Here is a 26781-nt window from a genome sequence, read left to right on the forward strand (position 1 = left end):
CATGGGGTATGGGGTAATAGGCAGCCCGACTGATTCTGGTTCAGTTAGTCCAGGTTCGAGTCCTGGTACCCCAGCTCTGGAGAGCCGAGGATGTTGGTTGGCGGTGACGTCGACTCATCTGATAAGCTCTCCGGGCTGGGTTGTTCGAGGCAGTTCTCGCAATTGCTGAAGAGCATTTCCCGGTGGAGTTGAATGGTCTCGCGGAATTGTCGCTGACAAGCGTCGACAGGCGAAATCGGAGATTCCAAGGATGTACCTGTTCTCCTCGGAGAACATGGCCCCGTGGTGCAGCGGCCTAGCACGCGGCCCTCTCAAGGCTGAAACGGCGGTTCGAATCCGCTCGGGGCTACTCAATGAAAAAGCCCGGACCTCGACGGTCCGGGCTTTTTGCATTCCTGGAGGAAGATTCCGCTCGTCGGGATCTGTTGCTCAGACCCCGACGTCGGGCCGGTCGTCCCACCACGGTGACGCCCTCACTCGGTCGAGCGGCGGAGCACCTCGGAGAGACGGTCGGCGGCGGCCATCACGGCGGGGGCGTGGATCCGGCCGGGCTGACGGGTGAGACGCTCGATCGGCCCGGAGACCGAGACCGCGGCAATCACCTTGCCCGAGGGGGAGTGCACCGGGGCGGAGACGGAGGCGACCCCCGACTCGCGTTCTCCCACCGACTGGGACCAGCCGCGCTTGCGGACCGCGGCCAGGGTGACGGCCGAGAAGGCCGAGTGGGCCAGGGAGCGCTGGATGCGGTCGGAGTCCTCCCAGGCCAGCAGCACCTGAGCCGCCGAACCGGCATCCATCGAGAGCACGCTGCCCACCGGAATGGTGTCCCGCAGTCCGGTCGGGCGCTCGGCGGCCGCCACGCAGACCCGGCTCTCGCCCTGGCGGCGGTAGAGCTGGGCGGACTCCCCGGTGATGTCGCGCAACCTGGCCAGAATCGGACCGGAGGCGGCGAGTAGCCTGTCCTCACCAGCAGCGGCGGCCAGCTCGGCCAGCCGGGGACCGAGGATGAACCTCCCCTGCAGGTCACGGCTGACGAAGCGATGATGTTCCAGAGCCCGGGCCAGTCGGTGAGCGGTGGGACGTGCCAGGCCGGTGGCCTGCACCAGACCCGCCAGACTCGCCGGTCCGGTCTCCAGTGCCGACATCACCAGAGCTGCCTTGTCGAGGACACCCACCCCGCTTGATTCGTCCATATTGCAAGATTAGCGTCTCACTTCTTGATCGGCCAGCCACAATGGCTGGTGACGTCGCTCACCCAGAGCGACGAGAACCGGAAGGGAGTGAGATGGGCCGCACACTCAGCGAGAAGCTGTGGGACGCCCACGTCGTGCACAAGGGCGAGGGAGGCGAACCCGACCTGCTCTACATCGACCTCCACCTCGTGCACGAGGTGACCAGCCCGCAGGCCTTCGAGGGCCTGCGACTCGCCGGCCGACCGGTGCGTCGTCCCGATCTCACCGTGGCCACCGAGGACCACAACATCCCCACCCTGCATCCGGAGCTGCCGATCGCCGACCCGGTCTCCCGGGCCCAGGTCGAGGCGTTGCGCACCAATGCCAAGGACTTCGGCGTCCCGATCCACTCCCTGGGCGACGCCGAGCAGGGTGTCGTCCACATCATCGGGCCGCAGCTGGGCCTCACCCAGCCCGGCATGACGATCGTGTGCGGGGACTCCCACACCTCCACTCACGGCGCCTTCGGCGCGCTGGCATTCGGCATCGGCACCTCCGAGGTCGAGCACGTGCTCGCCACCCAGACGCTGCCCCAGGCCCGCCCCAGGACGATGGCGGTCACCGTCGACGGCGAGCTGCCCGACGGCGTCACCCCCAAGGACCTCGTCCTGACCCTCATCTCCGAGGTCGGCACCGGCGGCGGCCAGGGGTACATGGTCGAGTACCGCGGCGAGACCTTCGAGAAGATGTCGATGGAAGGCCGGATGACGGTCTGCAACATGTCCATCGAGTGGGGTGCCAAGGCCGGCATGGTCGCACCCGACGAGACCACCTTCGCCTACGTCAAGGGACGCCCGCACGCCCCCCAGGGAGACGAGTGGGACAAGGCGGTCGCCTACTGGCGCACCCTGCGCACCGACGATGACGCCGTCTTCGACCGGGAGATCCACCTCGACGGGTCGAAGATCACCCCCTTCGTCACCTGGGGCACCAACCCGGGACAGGGCGTCCCGCTGGACTCCGCGGTGCCCGCCGCCGACTCCTTCACCGACGAGGTGGCGCGCAACGCCGCCGAGCGGGCCCTGACCTACATGGACCTGCGCCCCGGCACCCCGATGCGCGACATCCAGATCGACACCGTCTTCCTCGGTTCGTGCACCAACGGCCGGATCGAGGACCTGCGGCTGGCGGCCGGCATCATCAAGGGCCACAAGGTCGCCGAGGGCACCCGGATGCTCGTCGTCCCCGGTTCCGCACGGGTCCGCCTGCAGGCCATGGACGAGGGCCTGGACCAGGTCTTCCTGGACGCCGGCGCCGAGTGGCGCGGTGCGGGCTGCTCGATGTGCCTGGGCATGAACCCCGACCAGTTGTCGCCGGGGGAGCGCTCGGCCTCCACCTCGAACCGCAACTTCGAGGGCCGTCAGGGCCGCGGCGGACGCACCCACCTGGTCTCCCCGGCGGTCGCCGCCGCCACCGCCATCACCGGACATCTGTCGGCACCCGCCGACCTGGCCCTCAAGGAGGCCTGAACCATGGAGAAGTTCACCACTCACACCGGGGTGCCCGTCCCGCTGCGCCGCAGCAACGTCGACACCGACCAGATCATCCCCGCGGTCTACCTCAAGCGGATCACCCGCACCGGCTTCGAGGACGGTCTGTTCGCCGCCTGGCGCAAGGATCCCGAGTTCGTGCTCAACCAGCCCGCCTGGCAGCACGGCTCGATCCTGATCCCCGGCCCCGACTTCGGCACCGGGTCCTCCCGCGAGCACGCCGTCTGGGCCCTGCAGAACTACGGCTTCAAGGTCGTCATCGGATCCCGCTTCGGCGACATCTTCCGCAACAACGCCGGCAAGTCCGGACTGCTGGTGGCCACCGTCGACCAGTCGGTCGTCGAGCAGCTGTGGGCCGACGCCGAGAGCGCCGCCGGCGAACCGTTCACGGTGGACCTGCAGACCCGCACGATCACCACCCCCGAGCGGGTCGTGGAGTTCACGGTCGACGAGTTCACCCGGCACCGGCTGCTCGAGGGTCTCGACGACATCGCCTCGACCCTGCGCCACGCCGACGAGATCGACGCCTACGAGGCCACCCGGCCGTCCTTCAAACCCACTACGATCCCGGTGAACGCCACAGTCTGAGCAGGTCGGCCTGGGCGCCGTCCGAACAGGAGAGCTCGTGCACCGGATCACCGTGCCCCGTCTGAAGCCGCTGGCCAGCCCCGCCGACAGGCCGGGGCCGATCTTCATCGCCGGGGTCGGGGTGCTGCTGCCGGCAGCCCGTCTGCTGACCCGCTTCGACCACCACGGTCAGGCGAACCTCCCGGCCAGCGGGGGTGCGCTGATCGTCAGCAACCACGTCTCGAACTACGACCCCGTGGTGCTGGGCGCCTTCCTGGTGGAGAACGGCCGGTGGCCGCACTGGATGGCCAAGAAGGAGCTCTTCGACGTGCCGGTGGTGGGCTTCGTGGCCCGTCACGCCGACCAGATCCCGGTCGATCGGAAGGCCCCCGGCCCCGAGATCCTGGCGGCCGCCCGCCGCGAGCTGATTCGCGGGATGACCCTGGTCATCTACCCGGAGGGCACCATCACCGCCGACCCGCTGCACTGGCCGATGACCGGCCACACCGGAGCGGCACGGCTGGCGATGGATACCGGGGTGCCGGTGATCCCGGTCGGCCAGTGGGGGCCCCAGGAGGTGATGGGCTACAAGGACATGACCTTCCCCAGGGTCCTCCCCCGCAGGACCATGCACCTGCACTGCGGCCCGGCGGTCGATCTCGCCCAGTTCCGGGGGCGCAGCAACGACCAGCAGGCGGTGCGCGAGGCCACCGAGAGGATCATGGAGGCCATCGACTCCCAGGTCGAGCTGGCCCGCGGCGAGACCGCTCCCGACAGCCGTTTCGACATCCGCACCGGCCAGCGCGTGCCCAAGGACTCGCTGCGCCGATGCCGGTAGGGTGATCCGAGTCTGACAGGAAGGACACCGATGACTGACGCCGTCCACCATGCCGCGAGCACTACCGAGGCCGACCCCGGCAAGGGCCCGCAGGCAGACGCACGACCCGACGGAGGATCCGGCGAGGGTGGCCGGATCCGGGTCGCCCTGGTCTTCGGAGGAGTCAGCTCGGAGCACTCGATCTCTTGTCTCACCGCCGCCAATGTGCTGGCCGCGATGGATCCGGAGCGGTTCCAGGCGGTCGGTATCGGCATCACCGCCGACGGCACCTGGACCCGGTGGAGCACCGAGGAGATTGGGGCGCTGCCCGACCAGGGCGAGCTCCCCGAGGTCACCGCGGGACATCCCCTCACCGGACTGAAGCACCTGGACGGCGGATGCTTCCTGGTCGACAACGACGGCGCCCGCGCTCCCGAGCCGATCGACGTCGTCTTCCCCCTGCTGCACGGACCCTTCGGCGAGGACGGCACCATCCAGGGACTGTTCGAGATGACCGGGGTGCGCTACGTCGGCTGCGGTGTCGCGGCCAGTGCCAACTGCATGGACAAGCACCTCACCAAGGTGGTGCTCTCCCAGGCCGGGATCCCGGTCGGGCCCTATGAGGAGATCCTTCCGCACGACTGGCTGGCCGACCGCCAGGGCTGCCTGGACCGGATCCAGAACCTCCGATACCCGCTCTTCGTCAAGCCGGCCCGAGGCGGCTCCTCGGTCGGCATCTCGAGGGTCGCCTCCCCCGACGGCGTCGTGGAGGCCGTCGAGGCCGCCCGTCGGTGGGACCCGAAGGTCATCGTCGAGCAGGGGCTGGTCGGTCGCGAGATCGAGTGCTCGGTGCTGGACGGTCACCACGGGGAGCCGCCCAGGGCCTCCCTGCCCGGCGAGATCATCGTCCACGACCCCGACGGGTTCTACGACTTCGACGCCAAGTACCTCACCGCCGACTCGCTGGCCACCGTCGCCGTCCCCGCCGATCTCGACCAGGACACCTCGGACAAGGTGCGCCGCACCGCGGTGCGGGCCTTCCAGGTGCTGGGCTGCGAGGGACTGGCCCGTATCGACTGCTTCGTCACACCCGAGGGGGAGGTGCTGGTCAACGAGCCCAACACCCTGCCCGGATTCACCCGGACCTCGGGCTACCCGCTGATGTGGAAGGCCAGCGGCCTGGACTACCGCCAGCTGGTCACCGAGCTTCTCGAGCTGGCCCTGGAGAGGCCCCTCGGCCTGCGCTGAGGGCCCGGCAGGGACTACTGGCAGGCACGCACCGAGGCCATCTCGCGAACCGCCGGAGCCAGATCCACCAGGGCATCGGCGGCCGGGGCATGGACCTGGGGAACCGTCACCTCGACATACCCCACCCGACCGATCGTGGTGAACCGCCGGGCCTGGGTGAACTCCTCGGTGAACCAGCCCACCTGGTTCACCTCGTCGCACCTCGAGGTCGCGGTGAGGCCCTCGGGGCGGTCCACCCCGCACCGCAGGATGATCGCCGGATCCCCCCAGGACGCCGTGCGGGCGGTGGTCTCGGAGCGTTCCAGGCCGGCCACCCTGGCCGGCAGGGCGCCCATCACGGAGGCGCAGGAGTCGGCCACCGATCCGGTGGGGGAGGGCTCGGCCACCGGCCGGACACCGCTCGGTGAACACCCGGCGAGGGCCACGCACCCCACCAGCACTGCCCATCCGGCCAGCGCCACCGAGCGGGCCAGTCTCACCGGACGGGCCCGCACCGGCCACCTGGTCCACATCAAGGTCATGACTGCACGCTAGCGTTAGGTGACTCAGTCGCACGACCCCCAGGAGACGCCATGAGCAGTACGGGACCGACCATCGCGCAGGTGGGGGAGTTCCCCCTCATCGCCTCACTGGTGAGAGACCTCCCCTCCTCGCCGGCGATCTCGGTGGGCCCCGGGGACGACGGCGCCGTCTTCCTGGTGGACGGCTCCGCGGTGGTCTCCACCGATGTCCTGGTCGAAGGAGTGCACTTCCGGCGCAGCTGGTCGGAGGCCGAGGACGTCGGACGCAAGTCGGTGGCGGTCAACGTGGCCGACATCGAGGCGATGGGTGCGGTTCCGGTCGCCCTGGTGGTCGGTCTCAGCGCGCCGGGGGACCTGCCGGCCAGCTGGGCCCGCGAGTGCATGACCGGGATGCGCGAGGAGTCCGCCCTGGCGGGGGTGAGCGTGGTCGGCGGGGACACCACCGGCGGGCCCGTCGTCACCATCTCCATCACCGTGATCGGCCAGACCGCCGGTCTGGCCCCGGTGCGGCGTGACGGCGCGGTCCCCGGGGACGTGGTGGCGATCCGCGGCCGGCTGGGCTGGGCGGCTGCCGGACTGGTCGTGCTGGGACGCGGGTTCCGCTCCCCCCGGGCGGTGGTCGACGCCCAGCGGTGCCCCGAGGTCGCCTACGGGGCGGGCCGCCAGGCCGCACTGGCCGGGGCCCACGCGATGATCGACGTATCCGACGGACTGGTCGCCGATCTGGGCCACATCGCCGACGCCTCCGGATTCGCCATCGACATCGACACCGCCCGGCTGGACGTCGCCGAGCCGATCGTCACGGTCGGGATGGCCACCGGACTGGACCCGATGCTCTGGGTGCTCGGTGGCGGGGAGGACCACGCCCTGGCCGCCACCTTCGCCCCCGGCACGGTGCCCGACGACTGGCAGGTCATCGGCCGGGTGCTGGATCCCCAGGACGCCCCCGAGCCCACCGTCCTGGTCGACGGTCAGCCCTGGGAGCACCCCGGCGGCTGGACCCACTTCTGATCCCCGCGGGACACCGCGGAGGGACCCCGACCGGTAGCCGGCCAATGTGCGCCCGAGCGGCGCGGGCTGACCGGATCGACGCCTCTGATTGCTAGCCTCGATGGCATGGCGACTCGTGTGTCTTCCCCGACGCGGTCCCGCAGCAGCTCGGCCAAGAAGTCGTCGAGTCGCGGGACCGCGCGTTCCGGGGGCAGCAGGAAGAAGACGACTTCCAGGCCCCGGTCCGGGCGGGCGAGCACCTCGACGAGCCGTGAGAACCCCGTCGCCCGGGCCCTGGCCGCCACCTGGTCGGGAATCGCCCATCTGGTCGGCGGGGCGGTGCGCAGGATCGGTCGGCGGGTCGTCGACCCCGAGCGTCGCCGCGACGGCTCCGGGCTGCTCCTGCTGCTGATCACCCTGCTGGTGACGATCGCCTTCTGGTTCCAGCTGCCTGGTGCCTTCGGCCACCTCATCCGGGTCGGCGTCTCCACCATCTTCGGTTCGCTGTCCTACGCGCTGCCGCTGTTCGGTCTGGTGATGTGCTGGCGCACCTTCCGTCACCCCGACCGCAACGGCCCCACCGGGCGCCAGCTGATCGGCTGGTCACTGCTCTTCCTCGGGGTGCTCGGCGTCGTCAACATCTCCGACGGCCTGCCCCGGCCCGACCAGATGGACCGGGTGAGGGCCGCCGGCGGCGTCCTCGGGTTCATCTCCTCGAGCTTCTTCGCGGACCTGCTGACGGTCTGGGCCGCCGTCCCGCTGCTCATCGCGCTGGCCGGGCTGGGCATCGTCATCATCGTCGGCCGGCCCCTCCTCGACTCGGTGGCCCGGTTGCGCACCGCCAGGCAGCAGCGCATCGAGAGTCGTCAGGAGGAGATCGAGTCCCGCGAGGCCTACGAGACCCCGCTGCTGTCCGAGGACGACACCCCCACCCTCGACATGGCCGCCCATCCGGCCAATGCCGTCGAGGAGGTCGTGCCCCGGAGGAAGAGGCGCCGGAGCCGGTCGTCCAGGAACGACGAGGTCTTCGACTACGACTCCCTGAGCCCTGAGGCGAGCTCCGCGACGCCGGCCCAGTCGGCCCAGCCGAGCAGGCCGGGCTCCGCACAGCCCACTGGCACCGCACACCCCGATGGCACCGCCGAGCGGACCACCGCCGGCCTGCCCCAGGGATTCACGGTCCATGAACACGCCGACCCCGCCCCCGTCGAGGCCGACCCGATTCCGGCCGGAGGGGAGCAGCTCCAGCTGTCCGGAGACATCTCCTACACCCTGCCGCCGGCCGATCTGCTGGTGCCCGGATCGGTGCCCAAGGCGCGCACCGAGGCCTCGGACGCGGTGGTGGCCAAGCTTCAGGGGGTGTTCTCCGAGTTCGGCATCGACGCCCAGGTCACCGGGTACTCCCGCGGCCCGACGGTGACCCGCTACGAGGTGGAACTGGGGGCCGGCATCAAGGTGGAGAAGGTCACCGCCCTGAGCCGCAACATCGCCTACGCCGTCGCCTCCCCGGATGTGCGGATCCTCTCCCCGATCCCGGGCAAGTCGGCGATCGGCGTCGAGATCCCCAACACCGACAAGGAGGTCGTCTCGCTGGGGGACGTGCTGCGCTCCCCGAAGGCCCGCAACGACCACAACCCGCTGGTGGTGGGACTCGGCAAGGACGTCGAGGGCGGATATGTCATCGCCAACGTCGCCAAGATGCCCCACCTGCTGGTGGCCGGGGCCACCGGATCGGGCAAGTCGAGCTTCGTGAACTCCCTCATCACCTCGGTGATGATGCGCGCCACCCCCGAGGATGTCCGGATGATGCTGGTCGACCCCAAGCGGGTCGAGCTCAACCAGTACGAGGGCATCCCGCACCTGGTGACGCCGATCATCACCAGCGCCAAGAAGGCCGCGGAGGCCCTCCAGTGGGTGGTCCGCGAGATGGACCAGCGGTACGACGACCTGGCCGCCTTCGGGTTCCGCCATGTCAAGGACTTCAACAAGGCGGTGCGGGCCGGACAGGTGAAGCTGCCCGAGGGCTCCCAGCGGGTGCTGGCCCCCTACCCGTACCTGCTGGTGGTGGTCGACGAGCTCGCCGACCTCATGCTGGTCGCCCCGCGCGACGTCGAGGACTCCATCGTGCGCATCACCCAGCTGGCCCGTGCCGCCGGGATCCATCTCGTGCTGGCCACCCAGCGGCCCTCTACAGACGTCGTCACCGGGCTCATCAAGGCCAATGTGCCCTCCCGGCTGGCCTTCGCGACCTCCTCGATGACCGACTCCCGGGTCATCCTGGACCAGCCCGGTGCGGAGAAGCTGGTCGGCCAGGGCGACGGGCTGTTCCTGCCGATGGGGGTCTCCAAGCCCGTCCGTGTGCAGGGCTCCTGGGTCTCCGACAAGGAGATTCACGCCGTCGTCGAGCACGTCAAGGAGCAGATGGCGGCCCACTACCGTGACGACGTCGCCGCTCCGGTCGCCGAGAAGGCGGTGGCCGAGGACATCGGAGACGATCTGGAGCTGGTCCTGGAGGCCGCCAAGCTGGTCGTCGAACTGCAGCTCGGCTCGACCTCGATGCTTCAGCGCAAACTCCGGGTCGGATTCGCGAAGGCCGGTCGGCTGATGGACATCCTGGAGACCCGCAAGGTGGTCGGCCCCTCGGAGGGGTCCAAGCCGCGTGACGTCCTGGTGCAGCCCGACGATCTGGACGACGTCCTGGCCAATCTCCAGGCCGAGGGCTGAGGCCCTGTCTGCTGGGGCTGTGCACTTCCTGCTGCGGCCGCGCACTGTCTGCTGTGGCGATGGCGCTGTCGCCGTGCGCCATCCGTCGATCGCAGCGGGGATGCAGCGGGGCCCCGGACCGAGTGGTCCGGGGCCCCGCTGCATGCCTGTGAGGCTCAGCTGGCTCAGCTCTCAACGGGCAGCTGTCCGTTGTCCCAGCGCTGCCAGGCGGTGGGGACCGGAGCCAGAGCCAGCAGGACGATGACGATGATCCCACCGACGTAGGGGATGAGGCTGAGGAAGTAGAAGGCGCCCGACTTGTCGGTGTCGTGGAAACGCCGCCAGGTGATCGCCAGACTCGGCACGATCACCGCGAGCCACATCAGTATCCCGAGGATCATGAGAAAAATGAACCCGGCGCCGAGTCCGTTGCTGGCCGTGCTGGAGGTGGTGGTCCCGTAGGGATCGGTGCTCGACATCGCCAGGGCGAACCCGCCGGCGATCCCGAAGAGGATCCCCCAGACGATGTACACCAGGCCGAGGAAGAGGCTCACCCACCAGTACTCCGACCGGGAGGCCCTTCCACTGAAGACCGCGTAGTTCTTGAAGAACAGCTTGATGGCCGTCACGAAGTCCACCGAGGGGCGCGGACGACCGGCTCCCGGTCCGGTGAACGCGGCGTACGGGTTCTGGCCGTAGAGGTCCTGGCCGTAGCCGCTCTGACCGTAGGGGGCCGGCTGATAGGGGGCCGGCGGCTGGCCGTAGGGCGAACTCTGCGGTTGGCCGTACTGCTGCTGGGAGTCGTAGGGGCTGGGCTGGCCGTAGGCCCCCTGCTGGCCGTACCCGGGCTGACCCTGCTGCGGGTCGTATCCCTGCTGGCCGTACCCGGACTGGCCGTACTGCTGGGTGTCGTATCCCTGCTGGCCGTAGGAATCTGCGTTGGAGGCAGGTTGGGAGGACGGGTCGGCGCTGTGCTGACTCTGGTAGGGATCCTGCGGGTTCTGGTACGGATCCTGCGCGGGTTGCTGCCCATTGCCCTGGGCGTTCGGATCGTAGGATCCCCACGGCTGGTTCGACATACTCACTCCTTCACTGCAAGACGGACGGGCCCATGCTAACGGTCTCAGCCCCCATCAGAACCCGCGAAGACGCCAGCAGGGGCCCACGATGAGGACCAGAGACTCAACTCTCGACGGGCAGCGTGCCGTTGTCGAAGCGCTGCCACGCGTCCTGCCGGGAGGGGCCGGCCAGGAAGACGATGAGGATGATCCACCCGACGATCGGGATCAGGACGATGAAGAACCAGCCGCCGGGCCGGCCCGTGTCGTGGAGGCGGCGCCAGCAGATGGCCAGCGAGGGGACCAGGATCGCCAGGCTCCACAGACTGCTCACCACCGTCAGAGCCATTGACCCGGAGTCGCCGATCGAGCGCGCGAGGCCGTTGAGGACCGCGTTGACCAGGAAGGTGAAGAGAGCCACCCACCAGTACTCCGAGCGAGAGGCCCTCCCGTTGAACACCGCGTAGTTCTTGAAGAACAACTCGATGGCCTGCTGGAAGGTCACCGAGGGCCGCGGTCTGCCACCGGCCGGTCCCGCCGCCCCGTAGGGGTTCTGCTGATATGGACCCTGCTGGTAGGGATCCTGCGGGTACGGATTCTGCGAGTAGGGATCCTGCGCACCGGCGTACTGATCGTAGGGGGATGGCGGCTGCTGGCCGTTCGGGTCATCGGGATTCAACGGGGGATTGGTCATGTCGCTCCAGTCGATCGGCTCTGAATCTTGGAAGCAGCATATGGGTCCCCGGGCCGCCGCGACAGGAACCGCACGGCGAGTCTCAACTGGTGTTCGGTGGGCACAGCCGGGCTCGAACCGGCGACCTCCAGCGTGTAAGGCAGGCGCTCTGACCAACTGAGCTATGTGCCCCGGGGTGCCGAGACGCAGGACACCATATCGCTGTCCTCACCGCTGGACCCATCGCCCTCACCGGGACTGGATCCCAGGACCCGGGCCAACGGCACGGTAGGATGGCCCGCCGTGGCACTTGTAGACCTTCAGCAGACAGCCGACGCCCTGGACCACTCCTTGGCGTCCATCGAGTCCGTGCTCGACCCCACCGCGAAACGGCAGGAGATCGTCGAGCTCGAGAAGGAGGTCGCCGCACCGGACCTCTGGGACGACCAGGAGCACGCCCAGCAGGTGACCTCCAAACTGTCGGCCCTGCAGTCCCAGGTCGATCGTCTCGACACCCTGCGCTCCCGGATCGACGACGTCCAGGTGCTTCTGGAGTTCGCCGCCGAGGACGGTGACAAGGACTCGGCCACCGAGGCGGAGGCTGAGCTCGGCGCGCTGCAGACCGAGATCGACGCGCTGGAGGTGCGCACCCTGCTGTCTGGCCCCTATGACGAGCGCGAGGCCGTGATGACCATCCGTTCGGAGGCCGGTGGCGTCGATGCCGCGGACTTCGCCGAGATGCTGCTGCGGATGTATCTGCGGTGGGCCGAGCGCCACGAGTACCCGGTCGAGGTGCTCGACACCTCCTACGCCGAGGAGGCCGGCATCAAGTCGGCGACATTCATCGTCCACGCCCCCTTCGCCTACGGGACGCTGTCGGTCGAGCAGGGCACCCATCGGCTGGTCCGGATCAGCCCCTTCGACAACCAGGGCCGCCGCCAGACCTCCTTCGCCGGGGTGGAGGTGCTGCCTGTCGTCGAGGAGGCCGACCACGTCGACATCCCGGAGTCCGACCTGCGGGTCGACGTCTTCCACGCCTCGGGACCGGGCGGCCAGGGGGTCAACACCACCGACTCCGCGGTCCGCTTGACCCACCTGCCCACCGGCATCGTGGTGAGCTGCCAGAACGAGCGCTCCCAGATCCAGAACAAGGCCGCTGCCATGCGCGTCCTGCAGGCCAAGCTGCTGGAGAAGGCTCGCGCCGATCAGGAGGCCGAGATGAACTCGCTGAAGTCGGAGGGCAACTCCTGGGGCGCCCAGATGCGGTCCTACGTGCTGCACCCCTACCAGATGGTCAAGGACCTGAGGACCAACTACGAGGTGGGCAACACCGACGCCGTCTTCGACGGCGACATCGACAACTTCATCGACGCCGGCATCCGTTGGCGCCGCAGCCAGGCCGACGAGTGAGACTCTCTGGGCAGATACTTGGGCGAGTCTGACTTGCTCACAGAGCGTCTTCTCATAGACTCGGTACCAGTGAACTGAGAAATTCTCAGGAACTTGCGGTTCCGTCGCTGCCACCGGACGGGCCGCATCATCGCGATTCCACCCGCCGGCGACGGCGTCAACCCAAGGACGGTCCGTTGATCACCTTCGACAATGTCACCAAGGTCTACGAGGGACAGGTCAAGCCGGCTCTCAAAGGTGTCAACGTCGACATCGACAAGGGAGAGTTCGTCTTCCTGGTCGGTCAGTCCGGTTCCGGCAAGTCGACCTTCATCAGGCTCATCCTGCGTGAGTACCGGCCGACCAAGGGCACCGTCTACGTGGCCGGAAAGGACCTGTCCACCCTGCACAGCTGGAAGGTTCCCGCCCTGCGCCGCCAGATCGGCACGGTCTTCCAGGACTTCCGGCTGCTGCCGGGCAAGACCGTCTACGAGAACGTGGCCTTCGCCCTCCAGGTGATCGGCAGACCGACCCGGGAGATCAAGAAGGTCGTGCCCGAGATCCTCGACCTGGTCGGGCTGGAGGGCAAGGACCGGCGGATGCCAGACGAGCTGTCGGGCGGCGAGCAGCAGCGGGTCGCGGTGGCTCGGGCCTTCGCGAACCGGCCGAAGATCCTCATCGCCGACGAGCCGACCGGAAACCTCGACCCCGCCACCAGCGTGGGGATCATGAAACTGCTGGACCGGATCAACCGGACCGGCACGACGGTCATCATGGCCACCCATGACTCCACGATCGTCGACCAGATGCGCCGGCGGGTCATCGAGCTCGACTCCGGCCTGGTGGTCCGGGACCAGCGTGAGGGCGTCTACGGCACCGCCTGAGCGGATGCCCCTCAGACCGAGGCGCCGATGACTGTCGGCGCACCATCCAGATACTCCGACCCGACTGATACCGAGGAAGACCATTCATGCGTCACACCCTGAGAGAGACCTGGACCGGCCTCCGTCGAAACCTCACCATGACGGTCGCCGTGATCGTGACGATGTGGGTGTCGTTGTCCCTGTTCGGTGCCGCTCTGCTGGCCACCCAGCAGGTCGATCTGGTCAAGGGCAAGTGGTACGACAAGATCGAGGTCTCGGTCTTCCTGTGCGTGCCCAATGTTGATGGCGGCCAGTGCACCTCCGGGCAGGGGGCGACCCAGGCCCAGAAGGACGCGATCCGGCAGGCCCTGGAGGCCAATCCCCAGGTCGAGAAGGTCTACTACGAGTCCAAGCACGAGGCCTATCAGGAGTACCAGCGGGTCTACAAGGACTCGCCGGTCAAGGATGTCCTCACCGAGGCCACCATTCAGGACTCCTTCCGCGTCAAACTCAAGGATCCCCAGCAGTACGAGGGGGTGGTGACACAGGCCAAGGGACTACCAGGGGTGCAGGCCGTCCTTGATCTGCACCCGGTGCTCGACCCACTGTTCCTGTGGCTCAATGCCCTGAAGTGGGGGACCCTCGGAATGTCGGTGCTGCTGCTGGTGGCCGCCGCCCTGCAGATCGGCAACACCATCCGGATGGCGGCCTTCTCCAGACGGAGGGAGCTCGGCATCATGAGACTGGTGGGCGCCTCGAACGCCTACATCCTCACTCCCTTCCTGCTGGAGTCACTGGTGGCGGGTCTGATCGGTGGCATTCTCGCCAGCGGGTCACTGGCGCTGGGGGTGTACTTCATCATCATCAAGAAGGCGGCTGCCTCGATCACCACCATCGTGTGGATCGGGTGGCACCAGGCGCTCCTGGCGATGGGCGCGGTCCTTGTCGTGTCGATCCTGCTGTCGGTGCTACCGGCCTTCGTGGCCACCAGGAAGTACCTGAAGGTGTAGCCCCTCGAGGGGGTGCGTGCGAGATCTGCCACCACCGCGTCGGCAACTGGATAATCCAGCTGTCGGTCCTGTGGTGGCAGATCTCGTTTCTGTGGTTCTCGGGTCGAGTGTGAGTTCTGCCACTGGAAACCTGGGGACTGGATAGTGCAGCTGTCGGCCCTGTGGTGGCAGATCTCAACCCAGTCTCTCGGCTCCGCCTGACCCGGGAGGTGACCGGGTATCATGGGCCGCCGCGCCACGGGGTGCGGAAGTGGGTGCCGTGACAGCGGCGCCGAAGGAGGTCAGGATGCCCAGGGAGAAGGGCCAGAAGGTCGTCGCGCGCAACAAGAAGGCCCTCCACGACTACAACATCGGTGATCGGTGGGAGGCCGGGATGGTGCTCCAGGGCACCGAGGTGAAGTCGCTGCGGGCCGGCAAGGCCTCATTGGGGGATGCCTTCGCCCAGGTCGACGATCACGGCGAGGTGTGGTTGTACAACCTGCACATCCCGGAGTATGCCTTCGGTACTTGGAGAAACCACGAGGTGATGCGCAAGCGCAAGCTGCTGCTCACCCGGCGCGAGATCGCCAAGCTCTCGCGGGAGTCGGCCGACTCCGGCAAGACCATCGTCCCGCTCTCGCTGTACTTCAAGGACGGCTACGCCAAGGTCGAGATCGCGGTGGCCACCGGCAAGCGCGACTGGGACAAGCGACAGGCGATCCGGGAACGCGATGCCAAGCGCGAGGCGCAGCGCGCCATGTCGGCCAGGATCAAGCACGGTCGTCGCTGACCCGGATCATCCTGTTCTGGCGGGGTCCTGAACATCCCCCACAAAGGTCCCGGCCACTCCCATCGCGGGACTCCCTCAGGTTGTGGGCCCGCATCGTGTGATGTATAAATATTCGTATGACTGCAAAGCCATTCAGTGTTGCCGTGGCCGGAGCCTCCGGTTATGCGGGCTCCGAGGCGGCCCGACTCATCCTCGGGCACCCCAATATGCGCCTCGGTGCCCTCGCTGCCCACAGCAGCGCCGGCCAACCGGTGAGCTCGATCCTGCCGCAGCTGGCTGGTGCTCCCGGGGTTGCCGAGACCTTCAGCACGATGGATCCCCAGATGCTCGCCGCCCACGACGCGGTGGTCCTGGGCCTTCCGCACGGTGCCTCGGCGACACTGGCCGGACAACTCATCGCACTGAATCCCGACCTGGTGGTCGTCGACGCGGGGGCGGACTTCCGGCTGGAGTCCCCCTCGGACTGGCAGCGCTGGTACGGCGGTGACCACGCCGGGACCTGGCCCTACGGACTGCCGGAACTACCACTCGCCCCTGACTCCGCCCACCAGGGCGGCCACAAGCAGCGCGACGAACTGGTCGGACGCAAGCACATCGCCGGACCGGGCTGCAATGCCTCGTCGGTGGCCCTGGGGCTGGCACCGGTGGTGGCCGCAGGTCTGATCGAGCCCGAAGGACTCTCGGCAGTCCTGCCGGTCGGTACCTCGGGCGCCGGACGCAAGGCCAAGGCCGACATGATCTTCGCCGAGGTCAACGGCGGTGCCAAGCCCTACTCCACCGGAGGGGCCCACCGTCACATCCCCGAGATCCTCCAGTCCCTGCGCCGCGCCGGTGCCCCCTGGCAGACCAGCCTCACGGTCACAGCGGTGCTGGTCCCGATGAGCCGCGGGATCCTGGCGGTCTGCACCGGTCGCACCTCGCAGTCCTCGCTGGGAGCACCCGGGGACCCCACCGCGGCGCTGCTGGCCTGTCTCAACGACGCCCACGCCGAGGAGCCCTTCATCACCGTGCTCCCGGCCGGGCAGATGGCCTCCACCCACCCGGTGATCGGGTCGAACATGGTGCGGATATCGGCGGTGGCCGATCCGGCCTCCGGGATGTCCACCGTGATGGTGGCCATCGACAACCTCGTCAAGGGCACCGCCGGTGCCGTCGTCCAGTGCCTCAATCTGGCCCTGGGACTGCCGGAGACCCAGGGGCTGCCCCGAGTCGGGCTGGCCCCCTGACAGCCATCCCACCCCCACGCACACCACGTTCCACGGAGAGAATCACCATGTCAGTCACCTATCCCAGAGGATTCCGCGCCTGCGGCATCTCGGCCGGTCTGCGGCACAACGGCAACCCCGACCTCGCGCTCATCGTCAATGACGGGCTGATCCAGTCGGCCGCCGGGGTGCTCACCAGCAACCGCGTCTTCGCCGCCCCCGTCGCATGGTGCCGGGAGGTGCTCGCCGGCGGCGCTGTGCACGCCCTGGTCGCCAACTCGGCCTGCGCCAATGCCTGCACCGGCTCCGAGGGGCTCGCCGACACCAAGACCGAGGCCGGTCTGATCGCCGAACTGGAGGGCTGTCAGCAAGGGGAGGTGCTGGTCGCCTCGACCGGCATCATCGGCCAGCGCCTGGAGATGGACAAGATGCTTCCCGGCATCCGTGTCGCCCACGCCGGGCTGGCCGTCGGGGGAGTCGCCGACGATGCGACCTCGCGGGCCATCATGACCACCGACACCCGCCCCAAGACCTCCGAGAAGGAGTTCCACGGGGTCCGCTTCGGCGGTATCGCCAAGGGTGCGGGAATGCTGGCCCCCCAGCTGGCCACCATGCTCGTGTTCATCACCACCGACGCGGTGGTCGACTCCGAGCAGCTCCAGGAGGCGCTGGCGCCGGCCGCCGACATCACCTTCTCCAGGGTCGACTCCGACGCCTGCATGTCCACCAACGACACCGTCATCGTGATGGCCTCGGGGGCCTCCGGGATCACCCTGAGCCCCGAGCAACTCCGCGAGGCGCTCACCGCGGTGAGTGGCGACCTGGCCCGGCAGTTGGTGGCCGACGCCGAGGGCGCCCACCACGACGTGCTGATCCAGGTCACCGGGGCCAGTTCCACCGAGGCGGCCGTCGCGGTGGCCCGCGAGGTGTCGCGGTCCAACCTCGTCAAGACCGCGATCGCCGGCGACGACCCGAACTGGGGGAGAATCCTCTCGGCGGTCGGCTGTGTGCCGGAGTCCGTCGCCCCCTTCGACCCCGACCTGGTGAATGTGTCGCTCAACGGCGTCACCATCTGTCGGGGTGGGATGATCGGTGAGGACCGCGAGCTGGTCGACATGACTCCCCGGGAGGTCCACATCGACATCGATCTGGCCGCCGGGGACGCCTCCGGGCACATCTGGACCAATGACCTGACCCACGAGTACGTCGAAGAGAACAGCGCCTACACATCATGAGCATTTCACTGGACGTCCCACTGAACGCCTCGCAGAGCGCCGCACAGCGCAAGTCCGAGGTCCTCGTCGAGGCCCTGCCGTGGATCCGCAGGTTCCAGGGCTGCACGGTCGTCGTCAAGTACGGCGGCAACGCGATGGTCGACCCGACCCTCCAGCAGGCCTTCGCCGATGACATCGTCTTCATGGCATCGGTGGGGATCCGCCCCATCGTGGTGCACGGCGGTGGCCCGCAGATCAACGCGATGCTGCACAACCAGGGCACCCCCGTGGAGTTCCGCAACGGACTGCGGGTGACCAGCCCCGAGGTGATGGACGTCGTGAGGATGGTGCTGGTCGGCCAGGTCGGCCGCCAGCTTGTCAACCGGATCAACACCTTCGCCCCGCTGGCCGTCGGAATGTCGGGGGAGGACGCCGGCCTGCTGTCCGCCCGGCGCAGCCGAGTCGAGGTCGACGGCGAACCGGTCGACATGGGCCTGGTCGGCGAGATCTCGGCAGTCAACACCGATCTCATCAACGACATGCTCGACCGCAGCCAGATCCCGGTCATCGCCCCGGTGAGTCCGGAGGTCGACGACCAGGGCAACCCGACCGGCGAGGTGCTCAATGTCAACGCGGACGCGGCCGCCACCGCGATAGCCCAGGCGCTGCGCGCCGAGAAACTCGTGATGCTCACCAATGTGGCCGGCATCTACCGGACCTGGCCCGATCCCCGGACCCTCATCCCCGACATCTCGGTCTCCGACCTGCGCCGCATGATCCCGCGGCTGGGGGAGGGCATGAGGCCCAAGGCCCAGGCCCTGCTCGAGGCCATCGACGGCGGGGTGACCAGCTCGGCGATCGTCGACGGACGCATCGAGCACGCCCTGCTGCTGGAGATCTTCACCACCAAGGGGGTCGGCACGATGGCCCGGCCCGACGACTACAACTCAGGTGTGACCGATGACTGAGACCACCACCCTCGACGACCAGGACCTCCCGCAGACCTGGAGCAGGAGGTACGCCGACAACCTGCTGGGAGTCTTCGGGTCGCCACAGATGTGCCTGGTCTCAGGCCACGGCTGCCACGTCACCGACGCCGCCGGGAACAGCTACCTGGACCTGCTCGGCGGGATCGCCGTCAACGCCCTGGGGTACGCCCACCCGGCCTGGGTCAAGGCGGTCTCCCAGCAGGCCGCGACGCTGGCCCACGTCTCCAACTTCTTCACCACCCCCGGCCAGCTGGCCCTGGCCGAGAAGCTGCTTCAGCTGGCCGAGGCACCCGAGGGCTCCGCCGCCTTCTTCTGCAACTCCGGGACGGAGGCCAACGAGGCCGCCCTCAAGATCGTCAAGGCCCACCACCGCGGCGGGCGGGTGATCGCCCTGGAGCACGCCTTCCACGGGCGCACCCTCGGTGCCCTGGCGCTGACCCACAAGGAGATCTACCGCAAGCCCTTCGAACCGCTGGGCGCCGAGGTGACCTTCATCCCCGCCGAGGACCCCGACGCCTTGGAGGCCGAACTGGTCCAGGGCGATGTGGCCGGGGTCTTCCTCGAACCCACCCAGGGGGAGGCGGGCGTCGTCCCGCTGAGCCTCGAGTACCTCCAGTCGGTGCGCACCCTCACCCGGCGCCACGACGCCCTGATGGTGGTCGACGAGGTGCAGTGCGGGATGGGCCGCACCGGTCGGTGGTTCGCCCACCAGGCGGCCGGCATCACCCCCGACGTGATGACCCTGGCCAAGGCCCTGGGAGGCGGTTTCCCGATGGGCGCGACGGTGACCTTCGGGACGCAGATCACCGCGATCCTCACCCCCGGCCAGCACGGCACCACCTTCGGCGGCAACCCGCTGGCCTGCGCGGCCGCCCTGTCGGTCATCTCGACCATCGAGTCCGACGACCTGCTGGACCATGTGAGGACGATCGGCCGGCACCTCGTCGACTCGATCACCGGGATCCACCCGCAGGTGGTGGAGGTGCGCGGCAGCGGTCTGCTGCTCGGCGTCCAGCTCGCCTCGCCGATCGCCGCCGATGTGGTCACCGCGGCCCGGGGGGCCGGGTTCATCATCAACGCGGCCAATCCCTCCACCATCCGGCTCGCACCCCCCTACATCCTCACCGTCCAGGAGGCCGACAGCTTCATCAGCGCGCTGCCCGGCCTGCTCGACGCGGCCACCACCACCCAGAAGGAGAACTGACATGCGCCACTTCCTGCGCGACGACGACATCACCAGTGCCGAGCAGAGGGCGGTGCTGTCCCGCGGACTGGCGCTCAAGGCTGACCGGTTCTCCTCGAAGCCCTTCGCCGGACCTCACACCGTGGCGGTCATCTTCGACAAGTCGTCCACCCGCACCCGGGTGTCCTTCGCCGTCGGGATCGCAGACCTGGGGGGCAGCCCCCTGGTCATCGACGCCGCCAGCTCTCAGATGGGGCGCGGTGAGCCGATCGCCGACACCGCGAAGGTGCTCTCCTCGATGTGCTCGATGATCGTGTGGCGGACCTTCGCCCAGGACCGTCTCGACGAGATGGCCGCCAACTCCAAGGTGCCGGTCGTCAATGCGCTGACCGATCAGTTCCACCCCTGCCAGATCCTCGCCGATCTGATGACCATCGCCGAGACCCGCGGCGGGCTGTCGCAGTCGGGCCCCGCGCTGGCCGGGCGCAGCCTCGGCTATCTGGGGGACGGTGCGAACAACATGGCCGCCTCGTACCTGATCGGTGGGGCACTGGCCGGGATGGATGTCCGGGTCGGCTGCCCGGAGTCGCACTCGCCGCGCCCCGAGATCGTCGCCCGGGCCACCGAGATCGCCAAGGAGTGCGGCGGTTCGGTGCTGGTGACCACCGATCCCCGCAAGGCTGTGGAGGGGGTTGACGCCGTCATCACCGACACCTGGGCCTCGATGGGGTTCGAGGAGGCCGGCCATGCCGCCGAGGGGGTCCTCAAGCCCTACCAGGTGACCTCCGAGCTGATGGCCGAGGGCAACGACGCCGTGTTCATGCACTGCCTGCCCGCCTACCGCGACCACGAGGTGACCGCCGAGGTCATCGACGGCCCGGCGTCGATCGTCTGGCGGGAGGCCGAGAACCGGCTGCACGCCCAGAAGGGCCTGATGGACTGGCTGATGGATCCCGAGCAGCTCACCGCAGGTGAATAATGGCGCCGACACCAGCCGAAAGGACCGACGTGACCTCCTCAGACCAGCCCAGTAGCACCGCCCGACCGCTCGCCCTGTGGGGAGGTCGGTTCGCCGGCGGACCCTCCCAGGCGCTGGCGGCCCTGTCGGTGTCGACCCAGTTCGACTGGCGACTGGCCCGTTACGACATCGCCGGGTCCAAGGCCCACGCCCGGGTGCTGCACCACGCCGGGCTGCTGGACGCCCGGCAGTTCGCCGCGATGGAGGACGCCCTGGACCGGTTGCTGGCAGACGTCACCTCCGGCGCCTTCGTGCCCTCCCCCGAGGACGAGGACGTCCACACCGCCCTGGAGCGCGGCCTCATCGAGCGCGCCGGCGCCGACCTGGGCGGCCGGATCCGGGCCGGCCGGTCGCGCAACGACCAGATCATCACCCTGCTGAGGATGTACCTGCGCGACGAGGCCAGGGCACTGGCCGCCGACGTCCTGGATCTTGCCAGGGCGCTGGTCTCGAGGGCCGACGAGGTGGGCGACGCCGTGATCGCCGGGCGCACCCACATGCAGCACGCCCAGCCGGTGCTGCTGGCCCACCACCTGCTGGCCCACACCTGGCCGCTGCTGCGCGATGTCGACCGGCTGCGCGATCTGGACCGCCGACTGGACTCCAGCCCGTACGGATCCGGCGCACTGGCCGGATCCACCCTCGGTCTGGACCCCCAGGAGGTGGCCCACGACCTCGGCTTCAGCGACTCGGTGCCCAACTCGATCGACGGCACCGCCGCTCGCGACGTCGTCGCCGAGTTCGCCTTCGTCGCCGCCCAGATCGGCGTGGACCTCTCGCGGATGTGCGAGGAGGTCATCATCTGGAACACCCGGGAGTTCGGCTACATCATCCTCGACGACTCCTACTCGACCGGGTCGTCGATCATGCCCCAGAAGAAGAACCCCGACATCGCCGAGCTGGCCCGGGGCAAGGCGGGCCGGATGATCGGAGACCTGACCGGGCTGATGGCCTCCCTCAAGGGGCTTCCGCTGGCTTACGCCCGCGACCTCCAGGAGGACAAGGAGCCGGTCTTCGACCAGATCGACCAGCTCCACCTGCTGCTGCCGGCGGTGACCGGGATGATGGACACCGCGGTGTTCAACCTCGACCGGATGGCGCAGATGGCCCCCCAGGGGTTCTCCCTGGCCACCGACATCGCCGAGTGGCTGGTGCGCAACGGCGTGCCGTTCCGTCACGCCCATGAGCTCAGCGGGGCGTGCGTGCGCGAGTGCGAGCAGCAGGGCAAGGAGCTGGCCGATCTCACCGACCAGGAGCTGGCGGCCATCGATCCGCTGCTCACTCCGAAGGTGCGCGAGGTGATGACGGTCCAGGGTTCGGTGAGCGCCCGGACCGGACGCGGCGGGACCGCGCCGGTGCGGGTCCGCGAGCAGCTGGATGAGGCGCGCGGGCAGATCAGCGAGCTGCAGGCCTTCGTCGGGTGAGTCCGCTCCCGGACCTCACCTGCTCTCCTGGTGGGTGAGTCTGGGGGATCGGTCCGGGACGGCGGGGCTGGGCTCCGGGCTCGGCGTGAGCAAGGATGGATGTCATGACGAGCCCGTTCGGTGACAATCCCTTCCAGCGCTCCCGCGCCGATGCCCAGAGCCTGGACTGGCGGGTCACCGACGCTCAGCGGGACCGCGTCCTCGACTATCTCGGCCAGGCCTATGCCGACGGCCGGATCACCATCAGCGAGTTCGAGAAGCGGATGGAGGACGCTCTGGCGTCGCGGACCCGCAGGGAGCTCAACCAGACGCTGTCCGGACTGGCGACGGTCCCGGTGACCTCCTCGGTGCACAGCGCGGGGCTGGCCCAGCGACGCAGGACCGACGCGACGCCGGTGGGTTCGGTGACCGCGGGGATGGTCGGCCTGGCCCCGGTCGCTGCCACCGGACCGTTGGTGCCGCTGATCGCCTCGGCGGTCACCGAGAAGGGCACCTGGGCGCACCGACAGATCGCCAACCAGGCCAATGCGCAGATCTACATGTGCATCGTCCTGGTGCTGCTCGGGCCGGTCCTCCACGTCACCGGGGTGGTGGTGTCGCTGGCCTGGATGGCCTACCTGGCGCTCACCGTCATCCAGGCGATCAAGGGGTTCAAGGGGGAGACGTGGCGCAACCCGATCACCAGGGTGATCCCCTTCCAGATCATCAAGGAGGGGGAGAAGCCGCGCAAGCGCATCGGGCGGTGAGCTACACTGGACGATGCACGTTGCGGATGATCCCTTTCGGGTGACTGCGCTGGGTGTGGCGGTGCGAGGCAGTCGGGTCTGCTGATCCGATGGTCCGAGCACCGTGGTTGACAACTCAACAAGGGGATGACTGGTTTCGACTTGGAATGGTTGTTCCAGGAGAAGCGGGCCGAGAATCCAGGGTTATCTCGTTAACGACCCCTGGGAACCAATAAGTGCCGATAACAAGCGCACTGACTTCGCTCTCGCTGCCTGATCAGTGATCGAAGGGTCAGCCCGGATGTAGCCTTCCATCCGGAATCTGGCCTCATTTGAAGGCTTGCTGCGTGGTAGTGGTCACGGGGACCGCGCGGGACTCAACTGTGACTGGGCTTGTCTGCACCGTGTCGGTGGGAGCGTAGGAGCCAAGTAGAACGACAGCATCGACTGCGCCCGGAGAATGTCTGGTTCGCCTTTTAAGGACGCGGGTTCAATTCCCGCCATCTCCACCCACAGAAGACCCGCCCCCACGTGGGGGCGGGTCTTCGCCGTCCCGGGGCTCGCGGAACCCCGGGACGACCTCAGGGTGAGTAGCGGCCGGTCAGAACCGAGATGCTCCACCACGTGGACCGACCGGTGAGGACCAGCATCACCAGGGCGACCACCGCCGCGGCGAGGATGAACCCGGCCCAGCCGACGATCGGGGTGGCCCAGGTACCCGAGAGGCCGCACAGGCGGAGCAGGCGTGCTGCAGCGGGCGGACCGGGGAAGAAGGCCAGATCGCTGAACCACGGGTGGGAGCCGCCGCCTGTCGCAGCGCGCAGCTGTGTGCACCGCAGGTGGACCGGTGCGGAGACTGTCACGCACCTGTGAGACCATCTCGACGTCGCGGCGAACGGAAGCGCCCGCCACCTCGAAGGAGACCACATGCATCGGATCGCTGTCGCCACACTCACCGCCGTGGTGGTACTCACCCCGGCTCTGTCCGGGTGCGGCGGATCCTCACATGCCAGCGGTGTCCCGACCACCGCCTCCACCGGGGTCCCGACCTCGGGGTCATCGGCCTCCAAGAACTGGAGATCCACCGCGGACTACCAGATCTGGTGCGACCAGAGCACCAAGAAGATCGATCCCGACCTCGCCGCGGCAGCGAAGGTGACGGTGCCCGACGGGGGACACGTGCAGCAGCTGTGGCTCGACGGCAACTCCGTTGTCGCCCGGCTCTGCGCCCCCATCTCGGGGAACGCGCTCAAGAAGGTCGCCGAGGACCTGGCCATCGGGGTGAGGAGGTCGAGCGTGGCACCGATGGTGGCAACCATGTCGGTCCACGCGCTGCCCGACTCGTCAATCAGGGGAGCCCGGCTCCGCGACTCCGACTTCCAGGGCCATCTCCACGACGGCTCGCAGAATCAGGCACGAGCGCTCACGGCGTGGACGGTGGTCTCCTGATCGGCTGCCACAACCGGTGTCTCTGCCGGCCCGTACTCGCCCTACAGTGGGTGCCATGTCGTCCCAGAGTCGATCCGTGAGCCGGTCGGGGGCAGAGATCCGCGTCGTCGACGCCGGTCCCGAGCATCTTGCGACGATCACTGTCATCTACAACGAGGCGGTGCGCAACACCACCGCGGTGTGGAACTCCCAGGTCGTCACCCAGGAGGAGCGGCGAGCCTGGTGGCAGGACCATCAGCGGTCGGGCTACCCGGTGCTGGTCGCCGTGTCGCCGGGACCCGACGGTGAACAGGTGCTCGGATACGCCTCCCTGTCGGGTTGGCGAGCATCCTTCACGGGCTACCGTCTCACCGCCGAGGACTCGATCTACGTCGCCGCCGAGCACCGCGGCAGGGGAGCCGGACGAGCTCTTGCTACGGCCCTCATCGAGCGGGCCCGCTCGCTCGGACTGCATGTCATCGTAGCCGCCATCGAGGCCGGCAACACCGCCTCGATCCGCCTGCACCGCAGCCTGGGATTCGAGCGGGTTGCGCTGATGCGCCAGGTCGGGGTGAAGTTCGGCAGCTGGCTCGATCTCGCGCTCATGCAGCTCACCCTCGACTCCCGCTCCCTGCCGCCGGGACGATCCTGACCGGCGCACTGCCCGATCGTGCAAGGATGGACGCATGATCCTGGCTGATCCCCCACGCGCCGGGGAACTCGTCATCGCGACATCGGCCGTCACCAGCGGGATCTTCGCACGATCGGTCATCTACCTGCTGGACGCCGACGAGCAGGGCAGTCTCGGCGTCATCCTCAACACCCCCGCACCGATGGACCTGGCGGAGGTGCTGCCCGAGTGGGTGCATCTCACGGTGCCTCCCCAGACCCTCTTCCAGGGGGGACCGGTGTCCCCCAACGGTGCGGTCTGCCTGGCCCGGCTGCACCACCCCTCCGAGGAGCCGCCCGGCTGGCGCCGGGTGTCCGGGCCGGTGGGTCTGCTCCATCTGGACACCCCCGTCGAACTGGTCGAGGGGGCCTACTCCGACCTGCGGATTTTCGCCGGCTACTCCGGATGGGAGCCCGGACAGCTCGAGGGGGAGATCGTCCGGGGGGACTGGGTCCGGGCCCGCGCCCACGAGGAGGACCTCTTCGGCTCCGACCCGCAGACCCTGTGGCGGCGCGTGCTGCGCCGCCAGAACGGTGAGCTGGCGATGATGGCGACCATGCCCAGGGAGCACGACGGCCACGTCAACTGAGGTCGTCTCAGCGGCGGCCGCGTCCAGGCGGGGATGGCCGGCCAGGCTCAGGACCAGACTCAGGACCGGGCGGCAGGACATGGCATCAGGGCAAGGCGGCACCGGGGGCCGCAACCACCGGTCGCGCACCATCAGGACTGTCCTGTGTGCAGCTGCGGACTACCATGTGACTGGATTCCGACAGGGGGCGTCGAGAGTCGGTGAAGAACGAGGAGGCCGAAGCGTGACCCAGCCCAGCGCCGAGTCGACGGGCCAGCGGATACTCGTGGTCGACGACGACCCTGCCCTGGCAGAGATGCTCCAGCTCGTGCTCCACAAGGAACGATTCGTCACCGACTGGTGCGCCAGCGGTTCGCGGGCCCTCGACGTCTTCGACCGGTTCAAGCCCGATCTCATCCTGCTGGACCTGATGCTCCCCGGACGCAACGGGATCGACGTCTGCCGGGAGGTGCGGCGGGTCTCGGGGGTCCCGATCATCATGCTCACCGCCCGCTCCGACACCCAGGACGTGGTCTCCGGGCTGGAGGCCGGCGCGGACGACTACGTCTCCAAGCCCTTCAAGTCCAAGGAGCTGGTGGCCCGCATCCGGACCCGCCTGAGACAACCCCTGGAGGCGGCGACCGACACCGAGTCCGATGTGACATCGATCGGCGATCTGGTCATCGACGTGCGCGCCCACCAGGTGACCCGAGGCGGACAGGAGATCCCCCTCACCCCGCTCGAGTTCGACGTCCTGGTCGCCCTGGCACGCCGCCCGCACGACGTGTTCAGTCGCGACGCCCTCCTCGAGGAGGTGTGGGGGTACCGTCACGCCGCCGACACCCGACTGGTCAACGTCCACGTCCAGCGGCTGCGCTCCAAGATCGAGCGCGACCCTGAGCACCCCAGCATCGTCATCACCGTTCGTGGGGTCGGCTACCGGGCCGGCTCCGGTGACCGGGAGGAGAACTGACCGGCCAGCACCCCGGGCCCGGTGAGAAGGTCCACGGGAGCCGGGGAACCCGAC

26 protein-coding genes, 3 tRNA genes and 1 other RNA gene are annotated in these 26781 nt (G+C 68.6%); 24 read left to right on the top strand and 6 right to left on the bottom strand.

Annotated elements, in window-relative coordinates:
* Window positions 1–2 precede the first annotated feature (2 nt).
* Window positions 3–74: transfer RNA gene (locus FEZ32_RS10275), tRNA-Gln, on the top strand.
* A gap of 202 nt (window positions 75–276) precedes the next feature.
* A tRNA-Glu gene (locus FEZ32_RS10280) sits at window positions 277–349 on the top strand.
* A 124-nt stretch (window positions 350–473) separates the two neighbouring features.
* On the opposite strand, the gene FEZ32_RS10285 is transcribed toward FEZ32_RS10280, so the two are convergent.
* Window positions 474–1193, bottom strand: a complete 720-nt coding sequence (locus FEZ32_RS10285; protein WP_028703511.1) for an IclR family transcriptional regulator — start codon at window positions 1191–1193, stop codon at window positions 474–476.
* 92 nt (window positions 1194–1285) lie between these two features.
* On the opposite strand from FEZ32_RS10285, the gene leuC reads away from it, so the two are divergent.
* The 4 genes from leuC to FEZ32_RS10305 all read left to right on the top strand — a co-directional run bounded on the left by leuC (window position 1286) and on the right by FEZ32_RS10305 (window position 5354).
* Window positions 1286–2701 (top strand): 3-isopropylmalate dehydratase large subunit, encoded by a 1416-nt coding sequence (gene leuC / locus FEZ32_RS10290; protein WP_097798683.1) that lies wholly within the window; start codon window positions 1286–1288, stop codon window positions 2699–2701.
* A 3-nt stretch (window positions 2702–2704) separates the two neighbouring features.
* The gene (gene leuD, locus FEZ32_RS10295; protein ID WP_028703509.1) at window positions 2705–3310 is read left to right on the top strand and encodes a 3-isopropylmalate dehydratase small subunit; all 606 of its coding nucleotides are present in this window, start codon (window positions 2705–2707) and stop codon (window positions 3308–3310) included.
* 61 nt (window positions 3311–3371) lie between these two features.
* Complete coding sequence (locus tag FEZ32_RS10300) at window positions 3372–4127, top strand: lysophospholipid acyltransferase family protein (protein WP_414973651.1); 756 nt, start codon at window positions 3372–3374, stop codon at window positions 4125–4127.
* A gap of 30 nt (window positions 4128–4157) precedes the next feature.
* The gene (locus FEZ32_RS10305) at window positions 4158–5354 is read left to right on the top strand and encodes a D-alanine--D-alanine ligase family protein (protein WP_084149444.1); all 1197 of its coding nucleotides are present in this window, start codon (window positions 4158–4160) and stop codon (window positions 5352–5354) included.
* 14 nt (window positions 5355–5368) lie between these two features.
* Here the strand turns inward: FEZ32_RS10305 and FEZ32_RS10310 are convergent, their stop codons facing one another.
* On the bottom strand, window positions 5369–5875 hold the full coding sequence (locus FEZ32_RS10310) for a DUF3515 domain-containing protein (protein ID WP_244937849.1): 507 nt from the start codon (window positions 5873–5875) through the stop codon (window positions 5369–5371).
* Between the two features lie 51 nt (window positions 5876–5926).
* Between FEZ32_RS10310 and FEZ32_RS10315 the strand changes: the two genes are divergently transcribed.
* Together FEZ32_RS10315 and FEZ32_RS10325 are read left to right on the top strand one after the other, a co-directional pair.
* Complete coding sequence (locus FEZ32_RS10315; RefSeq protein WP_097828082.1) at window positions 5927–6886, top strand: thiamine-phosphate kinase; 960 nt, start codon at window positions 5927–5929, stop codon at window positions 6884–6886.
* A gap of 105 nt (window positions 6887–6991) precedes the next feature.
* Complete coding sequence (locus tag FEZ32_RS10325) at window positions 6992–9589, top strand: FtsK/SpoIIIE family DNA translocase (protein ID WP_244937850.1); 2598 nt, start codon at window positions 6992–6994, stop codon at window positions 9587–9589.
* A 164-nt stretch (window positions 9590–9753) separates the two neighbouring features.
* On the opposite strand, the gene FEZ32_RS10330 is transcribed toward FEZ32_RS10325, so the two are convergent.
* The 3 genes from FEZ32_RS10330 to FEZ32_RS10340 all read right to left on the bottom strand — a co-directional run bounded on the left by FEZ32_RS10330 (window position 9754) and on the right by FEZ32_RS10340 (window position 11491).
* Window positions 9754–10647, bottom strand: a complete 894-nt coding sequence (locus tag FEZ32_RS10330; protein ID WP_138680547.1) for a DUF805 domain-containing protein — start codon at window positions 10645–10647, stop codon at window positions 9754–9756.
* Between the two features lie 103 nt (window positions 10648–10750).
* The gene (locus tag FEZ32_RS10335) at window positions 10751–11320 is read right to left on the bottom strand and encodes a DUF805 domain-containing protein (protein WP_028703503.1); all 570 of its coding nucleotides are present in this window, start codon (window positions 11318–11320) and stop codon (window positions 10751–10753) included.
* A gap of 97 nt (window positions 11321–11417) precedes the next feature.
* Window positions 11418–11491: transfer RNA gene (locus FEZ32_RS10340), tRNA-Val, on the bottom strand.
* 111 nt (window positions 11492–11602) lie between these two features.
* On the opposite strand from FEZ32_RS10340, the gene prfB reads away from it, so the two are divergent.
* From prfB to ssrA, 12 genes are all read left to right on the top strand, one after another.
* Window positions 11603–12709: a peptide chain release factor 2 gene (gene prfB / locus FEZ32_RS10345; protein ID WP_138680548.1), complete on the top strand. Its 1107-nt coding sequence runs from the start codon at window positions 11603–11605 to the stop codon at window positions 12707–12709.
* Window positions 12710–12885: 176 nt separating this feature from the next.
* On the top strand, window positions 12886–13572 hold the full coding sequence (ftsE, locus tag FEZ32_RS10350) for a cell division ATP-binding protein FtsE (RefSeq protein ID WP_028703501.1): 687 nt from the start codon (window positions 12886–12888) through the stop codon (window positions 13570–13572).
* Between the two features lie 86 nt (window positions 13573–13658).
* Window positions 13659–14561: a permease-like cell division protein FtsX gene (gene ftsX / locus FEZ32_RS10355; RefSeq protein WP_211221184.1), complete on the top strand. Its 903-nt coding sequence runs from the start codon at window positions 13659–13661 to the stop codon at window positions 14559–14561.
* A gap of 286 nt (window positions 14562–14847) precedes the next feature.
* Window positions 14848–15330 carry an SsrA-binding protein SmpB gene (gene smpB, locus FEZ32_RS10360; RefSeq protein ID WP_028703499.1) on the top strand — a complete coding sequence of 161 codons (483 nt, stop codon included), beginning with the start codon at window positions 14848–14850 and terminating at the stop codon, window positions 15328–15330.
* Window positions 15331–15440: 110 nt separating this feature from the next.
* On the top strand, window positions 15441–16556 hold the full coding sequence (argC, locus tag FEZ32_RS10365) for an N-acetyl-gamma-glutamyl-phosphate reductase (protein WP_028703498.1): 1116 nt from the start codon (window positions 15441–15443) through the stop codon (window positions 16554–16556).
* A gap of 47 nt (window positions 16557–16603) precedes the next feature.
* Window positions 16604–17770: a bifunctional glutamate N-acetyltransferase/amino-acid acetyltransferase ArgJ gene (gene argJ / locus FEZ32_RS10370; protein ID WP_138680549.1), complete on the top strand. Its 1167-nt coding sequence runs from the start codon at window positions 16604–16606 to the stop codon at window positions 17768–17770.
* A complete protein-coding gene (gene argB, locus FEZ32_RS10375) occupies window positions 17767–18717 on the top strand; it encodes an acetylglutamate kinase (RefSeq protein WP_028703496.1) in 951 nt (316 codons plus the stop codon). The genes argJ and argB overlap by 4 nt, the downstream gene beginning before the upstream one ends.
* The gene (locus FEZ32_RS10380) at window positions 18710–19942 is read left to right on the top strand and encodes an acetylornithine transaminase (RefSeq protein ID WP_138680550.1); all 1233 of its coding nucleotides are present in this window, start codon (window positions 18710–18712) and stop codon (window positions 19940–19942) included. The genes argB and FEZ32_RS10380 overlap by 8 nt, the downstream gene beginning before the upstream one ends.
* A 1-nt stretch (window position 19943) precedes the next feature.
* Window positions 19944–20900 (top strand): ornithine carbamoyltransferase, encoded by a 957-nt coding sequence (gene argF, locus FEZ32_RS10385; RefSeq protein ID WP_138680551.1) that lies wholly within the window; start codon window positions 19944–19946, stop codon window positions 20898–20900.
* Window positions 20901–20929: 29 nt separating this feature from the next.
* On the top strand, window positions 20930–22363 hold the full coding sequence (gene argH, locus FEZ32_RS10390) for an argininosuccinate lyase (protein ID WP_244937851.1): 1434 nt from the start codon (window positions 20930–20932) through the stop codon (window positions 22361–22363).
* A 104-nt stretch (window positions 22364–22467) separates the two neighbouring features.
* The gene (locus FEZ32_RS10395; RefSeq protein WP_161626020.1) at window positions 22468–23109 is read left to right on the top strand and encodes a DUF1707 domain-containing protein; all 642 of its coding nucleotides are present in this window, start codon (window positions 22468–22470) and stop codon (window positions 23107–23109) included.
* A gap of 122 nt (window positions 23110–23231) precedes the next feature.
* Window positions 23232–23600: a transfer-messenger RNA gene (ssrA, locus tag FEZ32_RS10400) on the top strand.
* Window positions 23601–23669: 69 nt separating this feature from the next.
* On the opposite strand, the gene FEZ32_RS10405 is transcribed toward ssrA, so the two are convergent.
* On the bottom strand, window positions 23670–23951 hold the full coding sequence (locus tag FEZ32_RS10405) for a hypothetical protein (RefSeq protein WP_138680553.1): 282 nt from the start codon (window positions 23949–23951) through the stop codon (window positions 23670–23672).
* Between the two features lie 64 nt (window positions 23952–24015).
* On the opposite strand from FEZ32_RS10405, the gene FEZ32_RS10410 reads away from it, so the two are divergent.
* The 4 genes from FEZ32_RS10410 (at window position 24016) to mtrA (ending at window position 26727) form a co-directional block, all read left to right on the top strand.
* Window positions 24016–24537, top strand: a complete 522-nt coding sequence (locus FEZ32_RS10410; RefSeq protein ID WP_138680554.1) for a hypothetical protein — start codon at window positions 24016–24018, stop codon at window positions 24535–24537.
* A gap of 55 nt (window positions 24538–24592) precedes the next feature.
* Window positions 24593–25168, top strand: coding sequence for a GNAT family N-acetyltransferase (locus tag FEZ32_RS10415; RefSeq protein ID WP_138680555.1), 576 nt, complete (start codon window positions 24593–24595; stop codon window positions 25166–25168).
* Window positions 25169–25202: 34 nt separating this feature from the next.
* Window positions 25203–25775, top strand: coding sequence for a YqgE/AlgH family protein (locus tag FEZ32_RS10420; protein WP_138680556.1), 573 nt, complete (start codon window positions 25203–25205; stop codon window positions 25773–25775).
* Window positions 25776–26070: 295 nt separating this feature from the next.
* On the top strand, window positions 26071–26727 hold the full coding sequence (mtrA, locus tag FEZ32_RS10425) for an MtrAB system response regulator MtrA (protein ID WP_051238397.1): 657 nt from the start codon (window positions 26071–26073) through the stop codon (window positions 26725–26727).
* The last annotated feature ends 54 nt before the right edge of the window (window positions 26728–26781 follow it).

This window comes from Acidipropionibacterium jensenii (assembly GCF_005890135.1).
Lineage (GTDB): Bacteria > Actinomycetota > Actinomycetes > Propionibacteriales > Propionibacteriaceae > Acidipropionibacterium > Acidipropionibacterium jensenii.